This window comes from Lysinibacillus sp. GW823-FHT06C08 (assembly GCF_058795135.1).
Genome location: NZ_JBXAHN010000009.1, coordinates 145,699 through 168,827, shown reverse-complemented (window position 1 = coordinate 168,827; position 23,129 = coordinate 145,699). Strand labels below are relative to the sequence as shown.

Below are 23,129 nucleotides of genomic sequence, written 5' to 3'. Positions count from 1 at the left end.
ATCTCTTCGGCACTATTTTTAATGTTTATTCAGCAGAAACGACTTCTGTGTCAAGCTCATCTTTTTCGATGCGGATTTGACGGTAACGTTGCATACCAGTACCTGCAGGAACAAGTTTACCGATAATTACGTTCTCTTTTAATCCAAGAAGCTCGTCACGTTTACCCTTAATTGCTGCATCTGTTAACACACGTGTTGTTTCTTGGAACGATGCTGCAGATAAGAATGATTCTGTTTCAAGAGAAGCTTTTGTAATACCTAGGATTACAGGACGACAAGTAGCTGGGTTTTTGCCATTCATAACAGCATCTGCGTTAGCCTCTGCAAATTGGTGGATATCTAGTAATGAACCTGGTAATAAATCTGTATCTCCAGCTTCAATTACACGTACTTTACGAAGCATTTGGCGAACCATTACTTCGATATGTTTATCTCCAATTTCTACCCCTTGCATACGGTATACTTTTTGAACTTCTTTTAATAAATATTCTTGAACAGTTGAAACGTCTTTGACTTTTAACAATTGTTTTGGATCGATAGAACCCTCTGTTAGAACCTGACCACGCTCTACATTATCACCTTCGATAACTTTTAGACGTGCATTATAAGGCGCTTGATACTTACGAGTTTCTACGTCACCTTGAACAGTGATTTCTTTTAAGCCCTCACGGATTTCTGTGATATCTGAAACAGTACCTGCGATCTCTGAAATAACAGATTGACCTTTTGGATTACGTGCTTCAAAGATCTCTTGGATACGTGGAAGACCTTGTGTAATATCGTCCCCGGCAACCCCACCTGTATGGAATGTACGCATTGTTAACTGTGTACCCGGTTCACCGATTGATTGAGCAGCAATAATACCAACTGCCTCTCCTACCTCAACCTTTTCACCTGTTGCTAAGTTCATGCCGTAACATTTTTTACATACGCCATGTTTTGTATTACATGTAAATGCTGAACGGATAGTCACTTCTTCAATACCAGCTTCGATAATTGCTCGAGCCACATCTTGATCGATTAAACCATCTTTGTTTAGAATCACTTCACCAGTTTCAGGGTGTAAGATTGTTTTCTTCGTATGACGACCAACAATACGCTCATCTAGAGCCTCGATTAGCTCTGTGCCTTCCATTAATGCACCAATTGTTAAACCACGGTCAGTACCACAGTCATCTTCGCGCACAATTACATCCTGTGCAACGTCAACAAGACGACGTGTTAAGTAACCTGAATCGGCAGTTTTTAGGGCTGTATCGGCAAGACCTTTACGAGCACCGTGAGTTGAGATGAAGTACTCTAATACTGTTAAACCTTCACGGAATGAAGATTTAATTGGTAGTTCGATGATACGACCAGCCGGGTTGGCCATCAGACCACGCATACCTGCTAACTGTGTAAAGTTAGATGCGTTACCACGGGCACCTGAGTCAGACATCATGAAGATTGGGTTTGTTTTCTCAAGAGACTTCATCAGTTTCGCTTGGATTTCATCTTTGGCAGCACTCCAGCTTGAGATAACACGGTCATAACGCTCATCCTCTGTGATGAAACCACGGCGGAATTGCGCTTGAACTTTATCTACTTTTTCTTGAGCTACTGCTAAAATTTCACCTTTGTCAGGTAATACGACGATATCAGATACACCTACAGTAATACCAGCACGTGTTGAATACTTGAATCCAAGGTTTTTCATGCGGTCAAGCATTTTAGATGTTTCAGTAATGTGGAAACGTTTAAATACTTCAGCAATGATATTTCCTAAGAACTTTTTACGGAATGGATTTACAACTGGTACAGATTCAAAATGCTTGCGCAATACAGCTGTACGTTGTGCGTCAATTTTCCCTTTTTCATCAAGGCTATTATAAGCACTATCTGATTCAAGCTCTTTTAGTGTGTCTTCGTCAATTGTTAATTTCGCAAAGTATTTTTCTGGTGTCACTTGCTCTAAGTTAAAATCAGTCGGCTCATTGATATAAGGGAATGATTCAGGCAAGATTTCGTTAAAGATTACTTTACCGACAGTCGTTAATAGGAACATATTATTTTGTTCCTCTGTAAATGTTGGGTTATTTAACGAACTAGCTTTAATAGCAATACGTGTATGCAAATGCACATGACCTGTATCATATGCGATTAAAACTTCGTTTGGACCGTAGAAAATAGTACCTTCTCCACGTGCATTTTCACGTTCAAGCGTTAAGTAGTAGTTTCCTAATACCATATCTTGCGAAGGTGTTACTACTGGTTTACCGTCTTTTGGATTCAGGATGTTTTGCGCAGCAAGCATTAGAAGACGAGCCTCAGCTTGAGCTTCAGCAGACAATGGTACGTGAACCGCCATTTGGTCACCATCGAAGTCAGCGTTATATGCTGTACATACTAATGGGTGAAGACGAATAGCACGACCTTCTACTAGTGTTGGTTCAAATGCTTGAATACCAAGACGGTGTAGCGTTGGTGCACGGTTAAGTAATACTGGATGCTCACGGATAACATCTTCTAATACATCCCAAACGTCGTTGTTTAAACGTTCGATTTTTCGCTTAGCAGATTTAATGTTATGAGCAAGACCACGTTCTACTAGTTCCTTCATAACGAACGGCTTGAATAATTCAATAGCCATTTCTTTAGGTAGACCACATTGGTACATTTTTAAGTTTGGACCTACTACGATAACGGAACGACCAGAATAGTCAACACGCTTACCAAGTAGATTTTGACGGAAACGACCTTGTTTACCTTTCAACATATGTGAAAGTGATTTTAGTGGACGGTTACCAGGACCTGTTACAGGACGTCCGCGACGACCATTATCAATTAACGCGTCAACAGCTTCTTGTAACATACGTTTTTCGTTTTGTACGATGATGCTTGGAGCACCTAAATCTAATAAACGTTTTAAACGGTTATTACGGTTGATAACACGACGGTATAAATCGTTTAAATCTGAAGTTGCAAAACGTCCACCATCTAATTGCACCATTGGACGAAGCTCAGGTGGAATTACAGGAAGTACATCTAAAATCATCCATTCAGGTGAGTTACCTGAGTTACGGAATGATTCAACAACCTCTAAACGTTTGATAGCACGAGTACGTCTTTGACCTTGTGCAGATTTTAACTCTTCTTTTAAAGAATGCGTCTCATCCTCTAGGTCAATTTTGCCTAATAATTTTTTAATTGCTTCTGCACCCATTGCAGCTTCGAATGTATTTCCGAATTTTTCGCGGTATGCACGGTACTCTTTTTCTGAAAGTAACTGTTTGCTTTCTAAATTCGTCGCACCAGCCTCAATCACAACGTATGAAGCAAAATAAATAACTTCTTCAAGTGCACGCGGTGACATATCTAAAATTAGACCCATACGGCTAGGAATACCTTTGAAGTACCAGATATGAGAAACTGGTGCAGCTAATTCGATATGACCCATACGTTCACGACGAACTTTAGCACGCGTTACTTCAACACCACAGCGGTCACAAACTACACCTTTATAGCGAACACGTTTATATTTACCACAATGACATTCCCAATCCTTAGTTGGCCCAAAAATACGCTCACAGAATAAACCATCTTTTTCTGGTTTTAACGTACGGTAGTTAATTGTTTCAGGTTTTTTAACCTCACCATATGACCAAGAGCGAATCTTGTCAGGGGATGCTAAACCAATTTTCATATATTCAAATTCATTAACGTCTATCAAGGAGCCTACCTCCCTCTAGTATAGGTCTTTATAAAGACTCTTTACGCAGCTCGATAATCGTTTGCAAAGAATTTCCTCTTTGACAAAGGATTAGAAATAGAATGATTTATTAAAAGAAAAAGCCAGGCAGGGCGTTAAATCCTGCCCGGCTAATTTGAAAAATAAGTTTGACCTTATTCACAATTGTGAATGTTGGTTTCCATTATTCAAAAGACTCTACTGGCTCTTCTTGAGTATCTGGCTGTGGTGCGATGTTAAGTGCATCAGCTGGTTGAAGATCTTCTTCTTCGTCTAAATCACGAAGCTCTACTTCTTCATCATTAACTGTTAGCATCTTAACGTCCATACCAAGAGATTGAAGTTCTTTAATCAATACTTTGAATGACTCAGGAACGCCTGGCTCTGGTACACTTTCACCCTTAACGATGGCTTCATATGTTTTTACACGACCAACAACGTCATCGGATTTAACTGTTAAGATTTCTTGAAGGGTATAAGCGGCACCGTATGCTTCAAGTGCCCATACTTCCATCTCACCAAAACGTTGTCCACCAAATTGCGCTTTACCACCAAGTGGTTGCTGCGTAACAAGTGAGTAAGGACCTGTTGAACGCGCGTGAAGTTTATCGTCAACCATGTGAGCAAGTTTGATCATATACATGATCCCAACAGATACACGGTTATCAAATGGTTCACCAGAACGGCCATCATACAGGATTGTTTTACCGTCACGGTTCATCCCTGCTTCTTCCATCGTTTCCCAAACGTCTTCTTCATTTGCACCATCAAATACTGGTGTTGCCATGTGGACGCCTAGATAGCGAGAAGCCATACCTAAGTGTAATTCTAAAACTTGTCCGATATTCATACGAGAAGGTACACCAAGTGGATTTAACATGATATCTACAGGCGTGCCATCTGGCATGAATGGCATATCTTCTTCTGGCAAGATACGAGAGATAACCCCTTTGTTACCGTGACGTCCGGCCATTTTGTCCCCAACGCGAATTTTACGTTTTTGAACAATATAAGCACGAACTAATTGGTTAACACCTGGTGGTAATTCATCGCCATCTTCGCGGTTAAATACTTTAACATCCAGAATGATACCGCCAGCACCGTGTGGTACACGTAATGATGTATCACGAACCTCACGAGCCTTTTCACCGAAAATAGCATGTAATAAACGCTCTTCAGCCGTTAATTCTGTAACTCCTTTAGGCGTTACTTTCCCTACAAGAATATCACCATCGCGTACTTCCGCACCGATACGGATAATACCACGTTCGTCTAGGTTACGAAGTGCATCTTCACCGACATTTGGAATATCACGAGTGATTTCTTCAGGTCCAAGCTTTGTATCACGAGACTCTGACTCATATTCTTCAATATGAACAGATGTATAAACATCATCTTTTACAAGGCGCTCACTCATAATAACAGCATCCTCATAGTTAAAGCCGTTCCAAGTCATGAATGCAACAAGTACGTTACGTCCAAGAGCTAATTCGCCTTTTTCCATTGATGGACCATCTGCTAAAATATCGCGAGGCTTCACGCGTTCGCCAACTTTTACAAGTGGACGTTGGTTATATGAAGTACCTTGGTTTGAACGAATGAATTTTTGTAATTTATATTTTGTTAAATCGCCTTTAACCTCTTTGCCATCTACAACTTCAATGCGGCGAACATGGATAGAGCGAGCCTCAACGTGCTCAACAATACCATCATACTTCGCTACTACAGCTGCACCAGAATCACGTGCATCCACATGTTCCATACCCGTACCAACGAATGGTGCTTCTGGGTTAAGAAGTGGAACTGCTTGACGTTGCATGTTTGCACCCATAAGTGCACGGTTAGAGTCATCGTTTTCTAAGAATGGGATACACGCAGTCGCTGCAGAAACTACTTGTTTAGGAGATACGTCCATGTAGTCCATTTGAGCTTTATTGAATACTGTGTTATCACCACGGAAACGACCTACTACTTCGTCCTTTGCAAAACTGCCATCTGGATTTAATAGTGAGTTTGCTTGTGCTACGTAGTAGTTATCTTCTTCATCAGCTGTTAGGTAATCAATTTGTTCCGTTACTTGACCTGTTTCGTGATCAATACGACGGTAAGGCGTTTCGATGAAACCAAATTTATTTACTTTAGCGAAAGAAGATAATGAGTTGATTAAACCAATGTTTGGACCCTCTGGTGTCTCGATTGGACACATACGACCATAGTGAGAGTAATGAACGTCACGTACTTCGAAACCAGCACGCTCACGTGTTAAACCACCAGGCCCTAATGCAGATAATCGACGCTTATGCGTTAATTCTGCTAATGGGTTTGTTTGGTCCATGAATTGTGATAATTGAGAGCTTCCGAAGAACTCTTTAATTGACGCAATTACTGGACGGATATTAATTAATTGTTGTGGTACGATAGCCGCTGTGTCGTTAATAGACATACGCTCACGTACTACACGTTCCATACGAGACAAACCGATACGGAATTGGTTTTGCAGTAACTCACCTACAGAACGTAGACGACGGTTACCTAAATGGTCAATATCATCTGTTGCTCCTACTTGATAAAGCAGGTTGAAGAAATAGCTTACTGAAGACAGTACGTCAGCAGGTGTAATATTCTTCACTTCTTCATCGATATAGGCATTACTAATGATATTAATTTCTTTTTGTGCTTCATCTTTGGGTGCATAAATTTTAATAGATTGGATTGTTACATCATCCTCAAGTACCCCACCAACTTGTGATAAAGTACGGAAACCAATACCTTTCGAAGAATCTTCTAGGTAAGGTAGGATTTTATCTAAAGTACGGCGATCAAGCACTGTACCTTTCTCTACTAAAATTTCGCCTGTTTCTGGATCTACAAGCGTTTCAGCAATCGTTTGGTTGAATAAACGATTTTTAATATGAAGCTTTTTATTCATTTTGTAGCGTCCAACATTCGCTAAATCATAGCGTTTTGCGTCGAAGAAACGAGAGTATAATAAACTTTTCGCACTTTCAACTGTTGGTGGCTCACCTGGACGTAAACGCTCGTAGATTTCTAAAAGTGCTTTTTCAGTACTTTCAGAGTTATCTTTTTCTAACGTATTACGTAAATACTCGTTATCACCGATAATATCGATAATTTCTTGGTCTGAGCCAAAACCTAATGCACGAAGTAATACGGTTACTGGTAACTTACGAGTACGATCGATACGTACATAAACTACATCTTTTGCATCCGTTTCATACTCTAACCATGCACCACGGTTTGGAATCACTGTAGCTCCAAAACCTTTTTTACCGTTCTTATCCGTTTTATCATGGAAATACACACTTGGTGAACGAACTAATTGTGAAACGATAACACGTTCAGCACCATTGATAATGAACGTACCTGTTTCAGTCATTAATGGGAAGTCACCCATGAAGACATCTTGTTCTTTCACTTCGTCTGTTTCTTTGTTGTAAAGACGTACTTTCACGCGTAATGGAGCTGCGTAAGTAACATCTCGCTCTTTACACTCATCAACATCATATTTAGGATCACCTAATGAATAATCGATGAATTCTAATGAAAGATTACCTGTAAAGTCCTCGATCGGCGAAATGTCACGGAACATTTCACGTAAACCTTCTTCAAGGAACCATTCGTAAGACGCCGTTTGAATCTCAATCAGATTTGGAAGCTCAAGCACCTCTTTAATACGCGCAAAGCTTCTACGCTGGCGGTGTTGTCCGTACTGAACTAGTTGACCTGTCAACTCATTCACCCCTCAATAAAGCGATATTAGGTCTTTGCAAAATCATACAAATAGTGTATGATTTCGAAAGACAAAAAGAAAACGAGTCTTCAAAAAGATCTCATTTTCGGTTAACTAAACTTATCTTGGCAAGTATACCCATATTAAAACAATTCTATACAAAAAGGGCATACGACCTCAAAATAATATTTTTGCATTTTATCATATTATCATAGCCGATTTGTCAAGTCAATAAATTATACATATTTCATTTATTTTTTTGCACGTACTATCCAGTATCCTTTTTTCTTCTCTACAACATCGACTTCGGAAAATTTACCTTCTAGGTAACTTACTGTCGATGGCGCTCCTTGTTTCTTCTGAATCACTACCCAAAGCTCTCCAGATGACACTAGTCTATCATAAGCTCCATCGTAAAAGCGGAAAATCGTTTCCTTCCCTGCACGAATTGGTGGATTCGTTAAGATAGCTGCTGCTTCTATATCTTTATCAACCATCGATAGGCCGTCACTCACAAATATTCGCACATTTTGAACACCGTTCACTTGCGCATTTTTTTGCGAAAGCGCAACTGCACGTTCATTTATATCCATCATACAGACGGTACGGTCTGGATTTGCTTTGGCTATGGATAATCCTATCGGCCCATAACCACAACCTATATCAAAAATCGCACCATCAATATTAGGCATTTGAAAAGCGTCTATTAAAACACGGGATCCAAAATCTACTTCGCTTTTACTAAATACACCTGCATCCGTTTCAAATGAAAACGTATGCCCTAGTAATTTGAATGTCCAGTGACGAGGTTTACTCTCAGTTTGAGGATTACTTGTATAATAGTGATCTGACATTTTCACGCCTCCTCAGAATGAAGAAAAAAGCTCGCCAATATGACGAGCTTTCCTTTTGTTTAAAAGTAACGCGAGATTACTTAACTTCTACAGATGCGCCAACTTCTTCAAGTTTAGTTTTGATTTGTTCAGCTTCATCTTTAGAAACGCCTTCTTTAAGAGCTTTAGGAGCGTTATCTACTACTTCTTTAGCTTCTTTAAGACCTAAACCAGTGATTTCGCGAACCACTTTGATTACTTTAATTTTTTCTGCACCAGCAGATGCTAATACTACGTCGAATTCTGTTTTCTCTTCAGCTGCAGCAGCACCGCCAGCAACTACTGCTACAGGAGCAGCAGCTGTTACACCGAATTCTTCTTCGATAGCTTTTACTAAATCGTTTAATTCAAGAACTGTCATAGCTTTGATAGCTTCTAAGATTTGCTCTTTGTTCATTATAATTTCCTCCTAATTGGATAATGTTTTATTTTTTTGCGGTCAGGCCGCGGAAGTTTTTGGACGTATTAAATTACGCGCCTTGTTCTTCTTTTTGTTCTGCAACAGCTTTTGTTGCAAGTGCGAAGTTACGCACTGGAGCTTGAAGTACAGATAAAAGCATAGAAAGTAGACCTTCGCGTGATGGAAGTTCTGCAAGTGCTTTAACATCTTCAACAGAAGAGATTGTACCTTCGATAATACCAGCTTTAATTTCTAAAGCTTCGTTTTTCTTAGCGAACTCGTTGATGATTTTAGCAGGCGCTACAACATCTTCATTTGAGAACGCAATTGCGTTAGGACCAACTAATACGTCGTTGATTCCCGCAAGACCAGCAGCTTCAGCAGCACGACGAGTTAAAGTGTTTTTGTATACTTTGAACTCAACGCCAGCTTCACGAAGTTGTTTACGAAGCTCTGTTACTTGTGCAACATTAAGACCACGGTAATCCACTACTACTACAGAAGAAGCGCTTTGGAATTTCTCAGTAATCTCTTGAACTTGTACTTGTTTGTTTTCGATTGCTTTGCTCATGATGACACCTCCTATTAGAATGGGTCATTTATACCGACAAAAGAAAAGCCTCTACGTCAAATAGACACAGAGGCTGAAAGTCATCATCTTTAAATAAGAATCTGAATTCCGATGTCCTCGGTAGGAACATTAAGTGACAAGTCACTCCTACTGTCTACGGTACAAATGGATAATTCACAACAGCAATGATTATATCATGTAACCATTGCCATTGTCAATATATATATATTTAAATTATTTCACTACTACGTTAGCAGCGTCAATTTTAACAGCTGGGCCCATTGTAGTTGTAATATTTACAGATTTCATGTAAGTACCTTTAGCTGCAGCAGGTTTTGCTTTTTGAACTACATCAAATACAGCTAAGAAGTTTTCTACTAATTTTTCTGCAGAGAAAGAAACTTTACCGATAGGAGCGTGGATGATACCAGCTTTATCAGCACGGTATTCTACTTTACCAGCTTTGATTTCTTCGATAGCTTTTGTTACATCGAAAGTAACTGTACCAGTTTTAGGGTTTGGCATTAAGCCTTTAGGTCCTAATACACGACCAAGTTTACCAACTTCACCCATCATGTCAGGAGTTGCTACGATTACATCGAAATCAAACCAACCTTGTTGGATTTTTTGGATGTACTCTGCATCACCTACATAGTCAGCACCAGCAGCTTCTGCTTCTTTAAGTTTTTCACCTTTTGCGAATACTAATACGCGTTGAGTTTTACCAGTACCGTTTGGTAGCACTACTGCACCACGGATTTGTTGGTCGTTTTTACGAGTATCAATACCTAAGCGAAAAGCAACTTCTACAGTAGCGTCGAAGTTTACTGTGCTAGTTTTTTGAGCAAGTTCGATTGCTTCTTGTGCATTGTATAGTGAGTTACGATCAATTAATTTAGCTGCATCTTGCAGTTTTTTACCTTTTTTAGCCATTATATATTTCCTCCTTGATTGTGGTTATAGCGGATTTTACCTCCCACGAATAAAGGTTGCGTGTTCACAAAGAAACTTCGCAACCTTCCAAAAAACAAAACATCAAGTAACTGGGATTAGTCTTCGATAACAATACCCATGCTTCGTGCAGTACCTTCTACCATTAACATAGCAGCTTCTACTGAAGCAGCGTTAAGGTCTGGCATTTTAGTTTCAGCGATTTCGCGAACTTTATCACGTTTAACCGTTGCCACTTTTTTACGATTTGGTTCACCAGATCCAGATTGGATACCAGCTGCTACTTTAAGTAGAACCGCTGCAGGTGGAGTTTTTGTAATGAAAGTGAAAGAACGGTCCTCGAATACTGAAATTTCAACTGGAATAATAAGACCAGCTTGATCAGCAGTACGCGCGTTGAATTCTTTACAGAATCCCATGATGTTCACACCCGCTTGACCTAATGCAGGACCAACCGGTGGAGCTGGGTTAGCTTTACCAGCAGGGATTTGAAGTTTTACAACTTTAATAACTTTTTTAGCCACGAGACACACCTCCTTAAGTCCGTGATGTGGTAATTGGGTTGCCCCTCCCACTCAATATCTGTCTGTCAGCTAAGTGCCGATAACATTAAAATTATCATTACAGACGTCAAACAAAAGTATGACAGTCTGACCTATGAAATGATACCACTTTTAATTTTTTTAAGCAAGTGGTAATTAACAAAATCTGCGAAACATCTACCAATTGGCATGTCACAGTTCTAGTAATTGTACTATAATTTTTGAATTTGTTCGAAGTCTAGCTCCATAATTGTTTCGCGACCAAACATATCAACAGACACTTTCACTTTTCCTTTTTCTGTGTCAATTTCTTCAACACGTCCTTGGAAATGAGCGAATGGCCCTTCTAATACTTCAACCGCTTCACCAATAGAGATATCTACTTCGACAACTTTATCAGTCATGCCCATTTGCTGTAGTAGACGATCCGCCTCTTCTGGTAGTAAAGGTGTTGGTTTTGCTCCTCCACCAGATGACCCGATAAATCCTGTTACACCCGGCGTATTACGCACTACATACCAAGAATCATCTGTCATAATAAGCTCTACTAATACATAACCTGGGAAAACTTTACGCATCATTGTACGCTTTTTCCCATCCTTCATTTCTGTTTCCTCGTGTTCAGGAACAATCACTCGGAAGATTTTATCTTGCATTCCCATTGTTTCTACACGTTTCTCTAGGTTTGCTTTTACTCGGTTCTCATACCCTGAATACGTATGAACAACATACCAATTTTTCTCCATAACTACTAGGACTCCTCGTCCGTCCCTCCCTTACAAATAAAAGTGAAAATGAATCGCGATATGCTAGATGCATTTCTTACTCTTTTCACAAACATCTCATGTAGACATAGCCCTTCCCTATTAAGAAAGCCTGATGATATGTATCGAAACTAGCATAGTCATCTATTGCTACTATCATACTTATCATAATGAGATTATCTTACTGCCATTCACTTCACCCATATCACTCGCCCATAAAGATGGAATTGTCTGCTGAATGAAGGTAAAACAAACGAAAAAACCCGTTATTGCATTGGACGGGCTATTTCATAAGTATTAACATGCTATTTACTAAATTATAAATCTAAGTACCAGCGGAATAATGATGAAATACCTAAGTCAACTAACACAAAAAATAAAGCCATAACGACAACAGTTGAAATAACAACGACTGTATATTTAGTCAACTCTTTACCTTTTGGCCAGCTTGTTTTGCGCATTTCTGACATTACATCACTGAAAAAGCCTTTGATCTTGCCCATTCTAGCTTAACCTCCGAATCAATCAATCTGTCTATTTACATATCATTTTATAGCGTTTGTTTATGCACTGTATGTTCATTGCAATGCGAGCAAAATTTTTTTAATTCGAGGCGTACAGTGGAGCCTTCTTTAGCCGGGAACGTGTAATTTCTCGATCCACATTTCTCGCAATTTAGCACGACTTTTTTTGCCATATACTCACCTTTTTCGGCACTTTGTCTTTTTAAGACTAACACCTATATTTGTCAATGTCAATAATGCCTCTGCCCTCTAAGACATTTCCTCAAGGACTAAATGTCGCTCTAATTTACGCTTCACTCGCTGCAAAGCATTATCAATCGATTTCACATGACGATTTAATTTTGCAGAAATTTCATGATACGATTGGCCATCTAGATATAGGGCTAAAACCTGTAACTCTAGTTCACTTAAAATCTCACTCATTTTCTCTTCTAAATAACCAAACTCTTCTCTATGAATTATTAATTCTTCTGGATCATCCATGATAGCGCCTGTTAAAACATCCATGAGCGTTCGGTCTGATTCTTCATCAAAAATGGGCTTGTCCAAAGAAATATAAGAGTTAAGAGGTATATGCTTTTGCCTAGTAGCCGTTTTAATAGCAGTAATAATTTGCCTTGTAATACATAACTCAGCAAAAGCTCGGAAAGAAGCAAGCTTATCCCCTTTAAAATCACGAATCGCTTTATACAAACCGATCATGCCCTCTTGCACGATATCTTCCTTATCAGCACCAATTAAGAAATAGGATCTTGCCTTCGCTCTAACTAACAAACGGTATTTCGTAATTAAATAATCCAACGCATCTGTATTACCTTGATGCACCATTTCAATAAGTTCTTCATCATTGAATCGTTCAAAATCTTGTGTCACTTGTACAATGCTATTTTTAAACATGGTATCACCTCAGCCACAACAGATAATTAGGAACAGTATAACGGAATTGGAAAATATGCGTCAATCAATCATTTCAATCCACGTCTCCATTTTTCGAATGCTATCGCCACATCTGGCTTTAATTCTATACGTGAAGGTGGTCTACTTTCTTGTTTCCTTTTCACATCGTGCGATATTTTATGCTGGATAATGCTTGTATCTATTTCTAGTTCTCTAGCTGATTTTCTCAAGGCTCCATTACCAAAAATAACACTTTGCTCTGCCATATCAGAAGTTGCTACGTGTATTTGTACATTTCTAGCCTTAAGTTCATGCGTCATTTTTTCAATACGTTCATCTGCCGTTTCATTTTTCCGAGTATAAATGACTTCAACATCACTTTCTAAATAAGATTGCTCTACGCCTGGAACTAGATGTGCGTCAAAAACAATAATTACGCGCCAACCCATAGCTGCTTTATATTCAGCCATAAGTTCTATCAACCTTTTGCGAGCATCCTCAAAATTTGTATCCCGCAATGGTCGAAGCTCTTTCCAGGACCCAATCATATTATAGCCATCTACTAGCAAAATGTTTTTCATTGTTACTCAATCGCTTCTTGACGTTTACGATACACTTCGTACATTAATAGCGCTGCAGCTACTGAGGCGTTCAATGATGTCACATGTCCCACCATCGGTAAATGATACAAGAAGTCACATTTCTCTTTTAATAAACGCCCCATTCCCTTACCTTCACTACCGATAATGATAGCCAATGGTAATGTTGCATCCATTTTTCGATAGTCTACAGAGCCCTTTGCATCTGTACCAGCAATCCATACACCTCGTTCTTTTAGTTCATCTACTGTTTGAGCTAAATTGTTTACACGGACTACAGGAACGTGTTCAATAGCGCCTGTTGATGCTTTCGCCACGACAGCTGTTAAACTCACTGAACGGCGCTTAGGAATAATAATACCGTGTGCTCCTATTGCATCAGCTGTTCTCATAATAGAACCTAGATTATGTGGATCTTCAAGCTCATCTAAGATTAAGAAAAAAGGATCCTCTTGTTTTTTTGCGGCTGCAGCAAATAAATCCTCTAGTTCAGCATACTGATAAGCTGCAACAGAAGCAACAATCCCTTGATGATTTGCACTTGATAATTGATCGACTTTCTTTTTCGGAACAAACTGAACGATCACTCCGCGTTCTCTAGCTAAATCTAGCAGTTCGTTGACACCCGATTTTTTTACACCCTCTGCAATCCATACTTTATTCATATCGCGTCCTGAACGAAGTGCTTCTAACACTGGGTTTTTACCTGCAATAATTTCTCCATTTTGTTCTGTCATTATAATTCTACACTCCTTTCGATTCCTCGATGATTTGAATAGCATATGCAATGATTTCATAGACGCGTTCAAGTTCATTTAATAAATATAAACTACCAAGTACCGCCTCAAAGCCTGAGCTATTTCGATAAGTTTGAACATCTGTATTTTTTGGTACAGAGCCGGACTTGGCATTACGTCCACGGCGGAACACTGCCAACTCCTCCTCTGTTAAATAATTTTCATCCATCATACGATGAACAATCATAGATTGTGCTTTTGCCGAAACGTAACGTGTTGCCTCTCGATGAAGTGTATTCGGTTTAACTCGACCTGAACGTAGTAAGTGTTCTCGTATCTTTTGCTCCAATACGGCGTCACCCATATAGGCTAACGCCAACGCATTTAATTGCTTAACATCTTCATTGCGAAGTTTATCCAACTTAATTACCCTCGTTTCCATCTAGTTCCTTGTCGCGTATCTTCTAAAATGATACCTTGGGCTTGCAAATGGTCACGAATCTCATCAGAACGAGCAAAATCACGATTTTTACGTGCCTCTACACGTTCTTGTAGTAATGCATCAATTTCTTCGTCTAATAATTCCTCTTCTTTTGCAAATTTAATACCTAAGACGTCACCTAGTACTTCAAAAGTTTCAATAAAAGTTTCTAGCACTTTCTTGCAAGTATTCGTTTCGTTTAAATAAATATTAGCAATACGAGCTAACTCAAATAATACCGAAATTCCGTTAGCAGTATTAAAATCATCATCCATTGCCTCTTCAAATTGCGCTTTTTGTTCAGTAATTTTATTAAGCCACTCATCTGAGTGATCGCCTAAGCTTACCGTAGTCGTAAGGCGATGCTTCACATTGTTGTAGGCTGTACGAATGCGCTCTAAGCCAGCTGCAGCTGCCTCTACTAAATCCTTCGCAAAATTAATGGGATGGCGATAATGTACCGATAACATAAAGAACCGTAGTACTTGTGGATCAATTTGTTTACGAATATCATTCACCAGAATAAAATTCCCAAGAGATTTAGACATCTTTTCATTATCAATATTAATATAACCATTATGCATCCAATAACGTGCAAATGTTTTATCATTATGAGCTTCTGATTGTGCAATTTCATTTTCGTGGTGTGGGAAAGTTAAATCCTGTCCACCAGCGTGAATATCAATAGTATCTCCTAAATGCTCACGAGCCATTACAGAACATTCAATATGCCACCCAGGACGGCCATTGCCCCAAGGACTTTCCCAGAAAATTTCTCCTGGCTTCGCTGCCTTCCATAAAGCAAAATCCAATGCATCATCTTTTTTCTCGCCAGCTTCAATACGTGCACCAATTTTTAAATCATCCACTGATTGATGTGATAATTTACCATAGCCATTAAACTTGCGCGTGCGGTAATATACATCACCTGCTGACTCATAAGCATAGCCTTTTTCAATTAAGATTTGGATAAACTGAATGATATCAGTCATATGCTCCGTAACGCGTGGATGAACATCTGCCTTTTTGCATCCTAATGCAGTAACATCTTCAAAGTACGCAGCAATAAAGCGCTCTGTTAACTCATGCACTTCTTCACCAAGCTCATTGGCAGCCTTAATAATTTTATCGTCTACATCCGTAAAGTTGGATACAAACTTTACATCATAGCCTTTATATTGGAAATAGCGACGTACTGTGTCATAAACTATAACAGGACGTGAATTCCCGATATGGATATAGTTATAAACGGTAGGACCGCAGACATACATTTTCACTTTGCCTTCTTCTAGCGGCACGAAGGTTTCTTTTTGTCGTGATAATGAGTTGAAAATTTGAATACTCATTGTGTCTCTCTCTCCTTTTGTAAGCGTTCAATTTCTTGCTTTAATTCAATGATCTGCTTCTCAAAAGCTTGACAGCGATCTTCCACAGGATCAGGTATATTTTGATGATCTAGCTTTTTCTCTAGACGAACTCCATCCTTAATCACTATTTTACCAGGTATACCGACCACGGTGGCATTTGGCGGCACCTCTTTTAAAACAACTGACCCCGCACCAATTTTACTATTCTCGCCAACTGTAATAGAACCTAATACTTTAGCCCCTGTTGCTACAAGGACATTATCCTCTAATGTAGGGTGGCGTTTCCCCTTTTCTTTCCCTGTACCCCCTAGAGTTACACCTTGATATAATGTAACGTTATCACCAATTTCACATGTCTCACCAATGACAACACCCATTCCATGGTCGATAAAAAAGCGGCGGCCAATTTTCGCGCCAGGATGAATTTCAATACCAGTAAAAAAGCGGCTTATTTGTGAAATGGCACGAGCCATGAAATAAAAACGTTTCTTAAAGAACCAATGAGCCACTCGATGTGCCCATGTGGCATGCAAACCGGAATATGTTAATATCACTTCAAAAACACTACGCGCTGCTGGATCATTTTCAAAAATGGTTTCCACATCTTCTTTCATCCTTTTAAACACAAAAACTCCCCCTTTTTATGTTGGTCTTGCTCAAATTCCTAGAAATCCTTCACACAGAGCTGTCACTGTAGTCAATTTTCTGTAGAATTCTCTGCCTAAGATGATGTGGCATGTTTGTTTGAAATGCCTCCCTCTTCATCAATGAATGAAGATAAAATAAAAAACGCCCCTATCATCCCTAAAAGGAATGACAGAGACGCTTGAATTTGCGTGGTTCCACTCTGATTGAAGGCAAAAAGCCTCCCACTCTGGACGTTCTTTAACGAGAACGAATCGATAAAGCCTACTATAGTTCAGCTTTATGCTCAAAGGTGCATTTCAGTTTTGCCTAGACTCAGACCACTTTCAGCCGGTGATGGTCCTCTCTTTAGAGCATGCGCCACTTACTTCTCCTTATCAACGCTTTACCAATGTAAATACATTTTACAACGAACGAATCAATTGTCAATGAATTTCTATTTATTGCGCAAATTTTTCTACACGATCAATTGCTTTCTCTTTACCAATTAAGCAAATAGCATTTGGGAGCTCAGGTCCATGTGTTTCACCAGTTGTGACAACACGGATTGGCATAAATAAATTTTTACCTTTATGACCTGTTGTTTTCTGCACAGCTTTTATAGCTGCTTTTACTGCATCTGGCGTAAATTCTTCTAATTCTTCAAGTTGCGTCTTGAATGCAGCCATTACCTCAGGTACTTGTTCTCCTGCTAAAACAGCTTTAGCTTCTTCATCATATTCAATATGGTCTTTAAAGAATAGGCTAGATAATTCAACAATCTCTGAACCAAAGCTCATTTGGTCATGGTAAAGCCCAATTAAATCCGTTGCCCATGCATGTTGCTCCGCTGTAAGTTCCTCTGGTAAGAGTCCAGCTTTTTGTAAATGTGGTAAAGATAAAGCAACCACTTCTTCTAAAGATAGTTTTTTAATATATTGATTATTCATCCATGTCAACTTTTGTTTATCGAACATAGATGGTGATTTAGAAAGACGCTTTTCATCAAAGATTTTAATAAATTCTTCTTTAGAGAAAATTTCCTCTTCCCCTTCTGGAGACCAGCCAAGTAAAGCAAAGAAGTTGAACATTGCTTCTGGAAGATACCCTAAATCCTTATACTGAGTGACAAATTGAATAATGGATTCATCACGTTTTGATAGCTTTTTACGGTTTTCATTAATAATTAATGTCATATGACCGAAGCGTGGATACTCCCAACCAAATGCATCAAAAATCATCATTTGTTTTGGCGTATTAGATAAATGCTCTTCACCACGGAAAACATGAGAAATCTCCATGAAGTGATCATCTAGAACTACAGCATAGTTATACGTTGGAATTCCGTTTGCTTTTACAATTACCCAGTCACCAATGTCTTTAGATTCAAATGTAACTTGTCCACGGACTAAATCTTCAAAATCATACGTTACATTTTCTGGTACGCGCATACGAATTGTGTATGGCTCACCTGCTGCTTCTTTAGCAGCAACTTCCTCAGCAGATAGATGACGGCATGTACCATCATAAGTAGGAGCTGCTACACCTCTCGCTTTTTGTTCCTCACGAGATGCTTCCAGTTTTTCTGAAGAACAGAAGCATTTATAGGCTGCACCTTGCTCTAATAGCTTTTCAGCGTGCTCTTTATAAATATCAAGACGCTCCATTTGACGATAAGGCGCATAAGGTCCACCTATATCAATGGACTCATCATATTCAATACCTAACCATTTTAGGTTATCTAGCTGAGATGCTTCTCCACCCTCTACATTACGTTCAATATCCGTATCTTCAATACGTACAATGAATTTACCGTTATGATGTTTTGCATATAAATAATTGAATAATGCTGTACGCGCCCCACCGATATGTAAAAAACCTGTTGGAGATGGCGCGTAACGAACGCGAACTTCTTTCGTCATATTAAAAGCCTCCTAAATTTTCGATCAAAATTGACTTTGTTCATTTTACCACTCTGTAACTGGAAATAAAAGCGGAGTTCACTCACATTTATTTCTTCATCAAAAGAATCGTTGCCATCGCTGCTATACCTTCCTCACGACCGGTAAAACCTAGACGTTCAGTTGTAGTCGCTTTGACATTTACCTGTGACGGCTCAGCATGTAACAATTCTGCAATACGATTTTGCATTTGCTCAATATATGGTGCCATTTTCGGTCGTTGAGCCATAATTGTACAATCGACATTGCCTAGAATATATCCTTTATCCTCAACAATTTTCCAAATGTATTCTAATAATTTAGCTGAATCCGCGTCCTTAAAAGCTGGATCCGTATCTGGAAAATGACGTCCAATATCTCCTTCTCCAATTGCTCCTAGCGCTGCATCTGTCACTGTGTGTAATAAAACATCTGCATCTGAATGTCCAACTAATCCTTTTTCATGTGGAATAGTAATACCACCGATAATTAATGGACGCCCTTCTTCAAATGCATGTACATCAAAACCTTGTCCAATTCGAAACATATGATAGAGAGACTACGTTAGCAATACATGTGGATTTTATTACTCCTAGATTGCCTATAATGCAGTCTCATTCACCTTCCTTCACTGTTATCTATTTACTCACTACTATACCCTCACATTTTAACATATTTCCTAGGAAATTGAGCTGATAGCAATTAGTGAGCATTTTCTTGTACCGTTAGATCCATTACACCTTACCACTAGGTGTGATTGCTTCTAGTTTTTTCAAGCTAACACATCATTATTCGCATTGATGTCGCGGTCCATTATTACAACAGGGATTTGAACGACAGCTAAAAAACAAGCATATCCTCTTCGTCATTTCTTGCTACATCAATATAAAATCTCATTAGCAACTATCACTAATGAGATGTTTAAACTAATAACTATTCGTTTATTTGCAATGCGCGTTTTCGTAAAATAGCTTCTCCGAATAGTAAATCCTCTTGTGTCGTCATTTTTACATTTTCGTAGCTGCTTTCTACAATATGCACCGTGTGACCAAGACGCTCGACTAGCATCGCTTCATCGGTACCAAGAAAACCTAATTTTTCAGCAACATCCTCTGCCTCAACAATTAAATCAAACCGAAAGGCTTGCGGCGTTTGAATCATCCATAGGCTGTCGCGATCTACCGTTTCCTCAATGACACCATTTCGAACTTTTTTCATTGTATCTTTGGCTCGGACACCTGCAATAGCTGCACCAAAGTCGTGGGCACTTTGAACAAGATTTGCAATAATATCATGTGTAATAAAAGGCCGTGCCGCATCATGAACAAGCACAATGTCTACCTGTTGCATTTCCTTCATACATGAATGTACAGAATGCTGTCGTTCAGCCCCACCATCAGGTAAACCTTTGACTTTCGTAATGCGATATTCATCGAGTAATTCTTGAATATAGATACGCTCCTCCGGTTTTACCGCTAGCCAAATACCTGTGCAAAAGGGATCTTGTTGAAAGACCTCTAACGTGTGTATCAGTATAGGCTTCTTTAAAAGTTTTAAAAATAATTTATTTTGTCCTGCCCCCATACGTTTACCGCTTCCTGCGGCAGGTAAAACTACTTCATACTGCATTTTTTCACATCCTAATCGTCCTTCGGCTTCGCAAATATCATACGACCTGCTGACGTCTGCAATACACTCGTTACTGTTACTGTTATGGCCTGTCCTATATAGCTACGACCGCCTTCCACAACAATCATCGTACCATCGTCTAAATAAGCGACCCCTTGATTATGCTCTTTCCCATCCTTAATAACTACCACCTGCATATCTTCACCTGGAATCACGACAGGTTTTACGGCATTCGCTAAGTCATTTATATTTAATACTTTCACATGATGTAGCTCACAGACTTTATTAAGGTTAAAATCATTTGTGACAATCTGAGTATCGTTACCCATTTTTTTTGCCAGTCGTACAAGTTTTAAATCTACCTCTTGCACATCCTCAAAATCCTCATCTGTAATCTCTACATTTGTCTTACGTTCATCCTGTAACTTTTTTAATATATCTAAACCTCGACGACCTCTTGTACGCTTTAATGTATCTGAAGAATCGGCAATATGCTGAAGTTCTGTAAGGACAAACTGAGGCACCACTAGAACCCCTTCGATGAATCCTGTTTCAGAAATATCTGCGATACGACCATCAATAATGACACTTGTATCTAACAATTTGTAACTTCCTCGCACTTCTGGAATTTCAGCACCCTCAGCAGCTTTTTTCTTCGTATGATTACTACGTAAAGTAAAAAGCTGTATTAATTCATCCCTTTTTCTAAAACCTAGACGGAAGCCTAAATATCCTAATACAAATGACAGGATAATAGGGAGCACCTCTGTAACAACGGGGAACTGCACACTATTAATAGCAAAGCCTAAGAAATACGCTACAATTAGCCCTATTATTAGGCCAAGCGTACCGAATAATAAATCTCCGACAGGGACCTTAAACAGGACCTCTTCCATCCAGCTAATGAGCTTCACAAAATAATCGGAAAACGCAAATGACAATGTAAACAGTAAAAGCGCTCCTAATGCTACTGATACGTAAGGATTATCAAGCCAAGGATTAGATGATAAATGAAGCAATTCGTATAATGGCGGTAAGAAAACAAGGCCCAACGCTCCTCCAATCAGTAAAAAAGCAATTTGAACAAATTTTTTCACAAGCTGTCACCTCCTATTGTTAGTTAAGATTATACATAGTTTACTGTAGAAAATCCTTCATCAGCTCATCAAATTATCATTATTTAATCTCTATTTTCCATCTCACCTTCACCATGCATTAACTAGGACGCCTATCCCTTTACTTGAGTTTCCTCTTTTTCCTTCAAAAATGAAGGAAAATGCATGTCAGAATAATATCTAACATGCATGGTTTTTCCTATAACTCTCTAAAGCAGGCATTTAATGCATCCTTTATCGTTTCTACCCCGATAATTTCAATCCCTTGTGGAAAATCCCATCCACCTATATTGGATGTAGGAATGAATACTCTTTTAAAACCAAGCTTCGCTGCTTCAATGACACGTTGCTCAATACGGGATACTCGGCGCACCTCTCCTGTCAGACCTACCTCACCAACAAAGCAATCCGTTGCTCGCACAGCCTGATCCTTAAAGCTAGAAACGATGCTTGTCAGAACAGCTAAATCGATGGCGGGTTCGTCCAATTTCACACCACCAGCAACTTTAATATATGCATCCTGCGCTTGTAGCATGAGACCCATACGCTTTTCAAGTACGGCCATCAGTAATTGCACTCTATTTTGATCAACCCCTGTTGCCATCCGCTTAGGGTAATTAAAGCTGGTAGGCGTTACGAGCGACTGAATTTCAACGAGAATTGGCCTTGTTCCCTCCATTGAGGCAACAATCGTGGAGCCCGCAGCTCCTTGTGAACGCTCCTGTAAAAACAGCTCAGATGGGTTCAAAACCTCTTTTAGCCCACCCTGTAGCATTTCGAATATAGCAATTTCATTTGTAGAGCCGAAGCGGTTCTTTTGACTTCGTAAAATACGATGATTATGATGCCTTTCCCCTTCAAAATACAGGACTGTATCCACCATATGCTCTAAAATACGAGGCCCTGCTATTTGCCCCTCTTTCGTAACATGCCCAACTAAGAAGATCGCAATTCCTTTTGTCTTAGCAATTCGCATAAGCTCAGCTGTACACTCACGGACCTGTGAGACACTACCTGGCGCACTTGTTACCTCTGGATGAAAGACGGTTTGTATGGAATCAACAATGACAAATTTCGGCTGTACTTCCTCAATCGTTTGATTCAAAAACTCAAGATTTGTTTCAGAATAAATATACAGCTCTTGTGAAATTACCCCCAAACGCTCCGCACGTAGCTTCGTTTGACGGATAGATTCCTCACCAGAAATATACAGCACACGATGACCTTTATTAGAGAGCAAGGCTGAAACTTGTAGTAATAAAGTGGATTTCCCAATCCCTGGATCACCACCTATTAATACTAGAGAGCCAGGCACAATACCGCCGCCTAATACACGGTTCAGCTCGCCCATTTCTGTCGCTACACGGGACTCTTCACTAGCCTCCACCTGAATGATAGGGATTGCTTTTTGAGTAACAGTAGCAGAATGCTGGAAAGCCCCACGTGGTCCTTTCGCAATCACTTCTACTTCCTCCACCATCTTATTCCATTCCCCACACCCTGGACATCTTCCCATCCATTTTGCTGATTCATAGCCACAGCCTGAACATACAAATTTCGTTTTTTTCTTTGCCAACTTTCTTTCACCTCGAATATTTGTTCTTATATTAATTGTAC

21 protein-coding genes and 2 other annotated features are annotated in these 23,129 nt (G+C 39.4%); all 21 genes read right to left on the bottom strand.

Features of this window, described 5'->3' with window-relative positions; translation table 11 throughout:
• Positions 1-25: 25 nt before the first annotated feature.
• On the bottom strand, positions 26-3,709 hold the full coding sequence (rpoC, locus tag AC1Q6O_RS19105; RefSeq protein WP_008181592.1) for a DNA-directed RNA polymerase subunit beta': 3,684 nt from the start codon (positions 3,707-3,709) through the stop codon (positions 26-28).
• Between the two features lie 202 nt (positions 3,710-3,911).
• A complete protein-coding gene (gene rpoB, locus AC1Q6O_RS19100) occupies positions 3,912-7,487 on the bottom strand; it encodes a DNA-directed RNA polymerase subunit beta (protein WP_008181590.1) in 3,576 nt (1,191 codons plus the stop codon).
• Positions 7,488-7,729: 242 nt separating this feature from the next.
• On the bottom strand, positions 7,730-8,332 hold the full coding sequence (locus tag AC1Q6O_RS19095; protein WP_025116452.1) for a class I SAM-dependent methyltransferase: 603 nt from the start codon (positions 8,330-8,332) through the stop codon (positions 7,730-7,732).
• A 76-nt stretch (positions 8,333-8,408) separates the two neighbouring features.
• On the bottom strand, positions 8,409-8,768 hold the full coding sequence (rplL, locus tag AC1Q6O_RS19090; RefSeq protein WP_008181586.1) for a 50S ribosomal protein L7/L12: 360 nt from the start codon (positions 8,766-8,768) through the stop codon (positions 8,409-8,411).
• A 73-nt stretch (positions 8,769-8,841) separates the two neighbouring features.
• Positions 8,842-9,342 carry a 50S ribosomal protein L10 gene (gene rplJ, locus AC1Q6O_RS19085; RefSeq protein ID WP_036121626.1) on the bottom strand — a complete coding sequence of 167 codons (501 nt, stop codon included), beginning with the start codon at positions 9,340-9,342 and terminating at the stop codon, positions 8,842-8,844.
• 32 nt (positions 9,343-9,374) lie between these two features.
• Positions 9,375-9,520, bottom strand: a sequence feature (ribosomal protein L10 leader region).
• Positions 9,521-9,576: 56 nt separating this feature from the next.
• Positions 9,577-10,275, bottom strand: coding sequence for a 50S ribosomal protein L1 (gene rplA, locus AC1Q6O_RS19080; protein ID WP_089986396.1), 699 nt, complete (start codon positions 10,273-10,275; stop codon positions 9,577-9,579).
• A gap of 116 nt (positions 10,276-10,391) precedes the next feature.
• Positions 10,392-10,817, bottom strand: a complete 426-nt coding sequence (gene rplK / locus AC1Q6O_RS19075) for a 50S ribosomal protein L11 (RefSeq protein WP_004233593.1) — start codon at positions 10,815-10,817, stop codon at positions 10,392-10,394.
• Between the two features lie 230 nt (positions 10,818-11,047).
• Positions 11,048-11,581, bottom strand: coding sequence for a transcription termination/antitermination protein NusG (nusG, locus tag AC1Q6O_RS19070; RefSeq protein ID WP_036121629.1), 534 nt, complete (start codon positions 11,579-11,581; stop codon positions 11,048-11,050).
• 335 nt (positions 11,582-11,916) lie between these two features.
• On the bottom strand, positions 11,917-12,102 hold the full coding sequence (gene secE / locus AC1Q6O_RS19065) for a preprotein translocase subunit SecE (RefSeq protein ID WP_089986398.1): 186 nt from the start codon (positions 12,100-12,102) through the stop codon (positions 11,917-11,919).
• A 47-nt stretch (positions 12,103-12,149) separates the two neighbouring features.
• Entirely contained in the window at positions 12,150-12,296 is a 147-nt protein-coding gene (rpmG, locus tag AC1Q6O_RS19060; RefSeq protein WP_075807303.1) for a 50S ribosomal protein L33, read from the bottom strand.
• Between the two features lie 76 nt (positions 12,297-12,372).
• On the bottom strand, positions 12,373-13,020 hold the full coding sequence (gene sigH / locus AC1Q6O_RS19055; protein ID WP_054610143.1) for an RNA polymerase sporulation sigma factor SigH: 648 nt from the start codon (positions 13,018-13,020) through the stop codon (positions 12,373-12,375).
• A 68-nt stretch (positions 13,021-13,088) separates the two neighbouring features.
• The gene (locus tag AC1Q6O_RS19050) at positions 13,089-13,601 is read right to left on the bottom strand and encodes an NYN domain-containing protein (protein WP_008181857.1); all 513 of its coding nucleotides are present in this window, start codon (positions 13,599-13,601) and stop codon (positions 13,089-13,091) included.
• A 2-nt stretch (positions 13,602-13,603) separates the two neighbouring features.
• On the bottom strand, positions 13,604-14,356 hold the full coding sequence (rlmB, locus tag AC1Q6O_RS19045) for a 23S rRNA (guanosine(2251)-2'-O)-methyltransferase RlmB (RefSeq protein ID WP_008181856.1): 753 nt from the start codon (positions 14,354-14,356) through the stop codon (positions 13,604-13,606).
• Positions 14,357-14,363: 7 nt separating this feature from the next.
• Positions 14,364-14,777, bottom strand: coding sequence for a Mini-ribonuclease 3 (locus AC1Q6O_RS19040; protein ID WP_012296087.1), 414 nt, complete (start codon positions 14,775-14,777; stop codon positions 14,364-14,366).
• 5 nt (positions 14,778-14,782) lie between these two features.
• Complete coding sequence (cysS, locus tag AC1Q6O_RS19035; protein WP_008181852.1) at positions 14,783-16,183, bottom strand: cysteine--tRNA ligase; 1,401 nt, start codon at positions 16,181-16,183, stop codon at positions 14,783-14,785.
• A complete protein-coding gene (epsC, locus tag AC1Q6O_RS19030; protein ID WP_008181850.1) occupies positions 16,180-16,818 on the bottom strand; it encodes a serine O-acetyltransferase EpsC in 639 nt (212 codons plus the stop codon). The genes cysS and epsC overlap by 4 nt, the downstream gene beginning before the upstream one ends.
• Positions 16,819-17,019: 201 nt before the next feature.
• Positions 17,020-17,239, bottom strand: a binding site (T-box leader).
• A 50-nt stretch (positions 17,240-17,289) separates the two neighbouring features.
• Positions 17,290-18,750 (bottom strand): glutamate--tRNA ligase, encoded by a 1,461-nt coding sequence (gltX, locus tag AC1Q6O_RS19025; protein ID WP_089986401.1) that lies wholly within the window; start codon positions 18,748-18,750, stop codon positions 17,290-17,292.
• An 88-nt stretch (positions 18,751-18,838) separates the two neighbouring features.
• Positions 18,839-19,315, bottom strand: a complete 477-nt coding sequence (gene ispF / locus AC1Q6O_RS19020) for a 2-C-methyl-D-erythritol 2,4-cyclodiphosphate synthase (RefSeq protein WP_008180601.1) — start codon at positions 19,313-19,315, stop codon at positions 18,839-18,841.
• Between the two features lie 386 nt (positions 19,316-19,701).
• Positions 19,702-20,397, bottom strand: coding sequence for a 2-C-methyl-D-erythritol 4-phosphate cytidylyltransferase (ispD, locus tag AC1Q6O_RS19015; protein ID WP_492401974.1), 696 nt, complete (start codon positions 20,395-20,397; stop codon positions 19,702-19,704).
• 11 nt (positions 20,398-20,408) lie between these two features.
• Complete coding sequence (locus tag AC1Q6O_RS19010) at positions 20,409-21,494, bottom strand: PIN/TRAM domain-containing protein (protein WP_008180605.1); 1,086 nt, start codon at positions 21,492-21,494, stop codon at positions 20,409-20,411.
• Between the two features lie 217 nt (positions 21,495-21,711).
• Positions 21,712-23,088, bottom strand: a complete 1,377-nt coding sequence (gene radA, locus AC1Q6O_RS19005) for a DNA repair protein RadA (RefSeq protein ID WP_008180607.1) — start codon at positions 23,086-23,088, stop codon at positions 21,712-21,714.
• Positions 23,089-23,129 lie beyond the last annotated feature (41 nt).

What these genes read in the sequence shown, in the direction of transcription:
- rpmG (WP_075807303.1), bottom strand. Translation starts at nt 12,296, where the DNA reads ATGGCAAAAAAAGTCGTGCTAAATTGCGAGAAATGTGGATCGAGAAAT.
- secE (WP_089986398.1), bottom strand. Translation starts at nt 12,102, where the DNA reads ATGGGCAAGATCAAAGGCTTTTTCAGTGATGTAATGTCAGAAATGCGC.
- ispF (WP_008180601.1), bottom strand. Translation starts at nt 19,315, where the DNA reads ATGTTTCGAATTGGACAAGGTTTTGATGTACATGCATTTGAAGAAGGG.
- rplL (WP_008181586.1), bottom strand. Translation starts at nt 8,768, where the DNA reads ATGAACAAAGAGCAAATCTTAGAAGCTATCAAAGCTATGACAGTTCTT.
- ispD (WP_492401974.1), bottom strand. Translation starts at nt 20,397, where the DNA reads ATGCAGTATGAAGTAGTTTTACCTGCCGCAGGAAGCGGTAAACGTATG.
- gltX (WP_089986401.1), bottom strand. Translation starts at nt 18,750, where the DNA reads ATGACGAAAGAAGTTCGCGTTCGTTACGCGCCATCTCCAACAGGTTTT.
- cysS (WP_008181852.1), bottom strand. Translation starts at nt 16,183, where the DNA reads ATGAGTATTCAAATTTTCAACTCATTATCACGACAAAAAGAAACCTTC.
- AC1Q6O_RS19050 (WP_008181857.1), bottom strand. Translation starts at nt 13,601, where the DNA reads ATGAAAAACATTTTGCTAGTAGATGGCTATAATATGATTGGGTCCTGG.
- nusG (WP_036121629.1), bottom strand. Translation starts at nt 11,581, where the DNA reads ATGGAGAAAAATTGGTATGTTGTTCATACGTATTCAGGGTATGAGAAC.
- rplJ (WP_036121626.1), bottom strand. Translation starts at nt 9,342, where the DNA reads ATGAGCAAAGCAATCGAAAACAAACAAGTACAAGTTCAAGAGATTACT.
- rplA (WP_089986396.1), bottom strand. Translation starts at nt 10,275, where the DNA reads ATGGCTAAAAAAGGTAAAAAACTGCAAGATGCAGCTAAATTAATTGAT.
- AC1Q6O_RS19095 (WP_025116452.1), bottom strand. Translation starts at nt 8,332, where the DNA reads ATGTCAGATCACTATTATACAAGTAATCCTCAAACTGAGAGTAAACCT.
- rlmB (WP_008181856.1), bottom strand. Translation starts at nt 14,356, where the DNA reads ATGACAGAACAAAATGGAGAAATTATTGCAGGTAAAAACCCAGTGTTA.
- epsC (WP_008181850.1), bottom strand. Translation starts at nt 16,818, where the DNA reads ATGAAAGAAGATGTGGAAACCATTTTTGAAAATGATCCAGCAGCGCGT.
- sigH (WP_054610143.1), bottom strand. Translation starts at nt 13,020, where the DNA reads ATGTTTAAAAATAGCATTGTACAAGTGACACAAGATTTTGAACGATTC.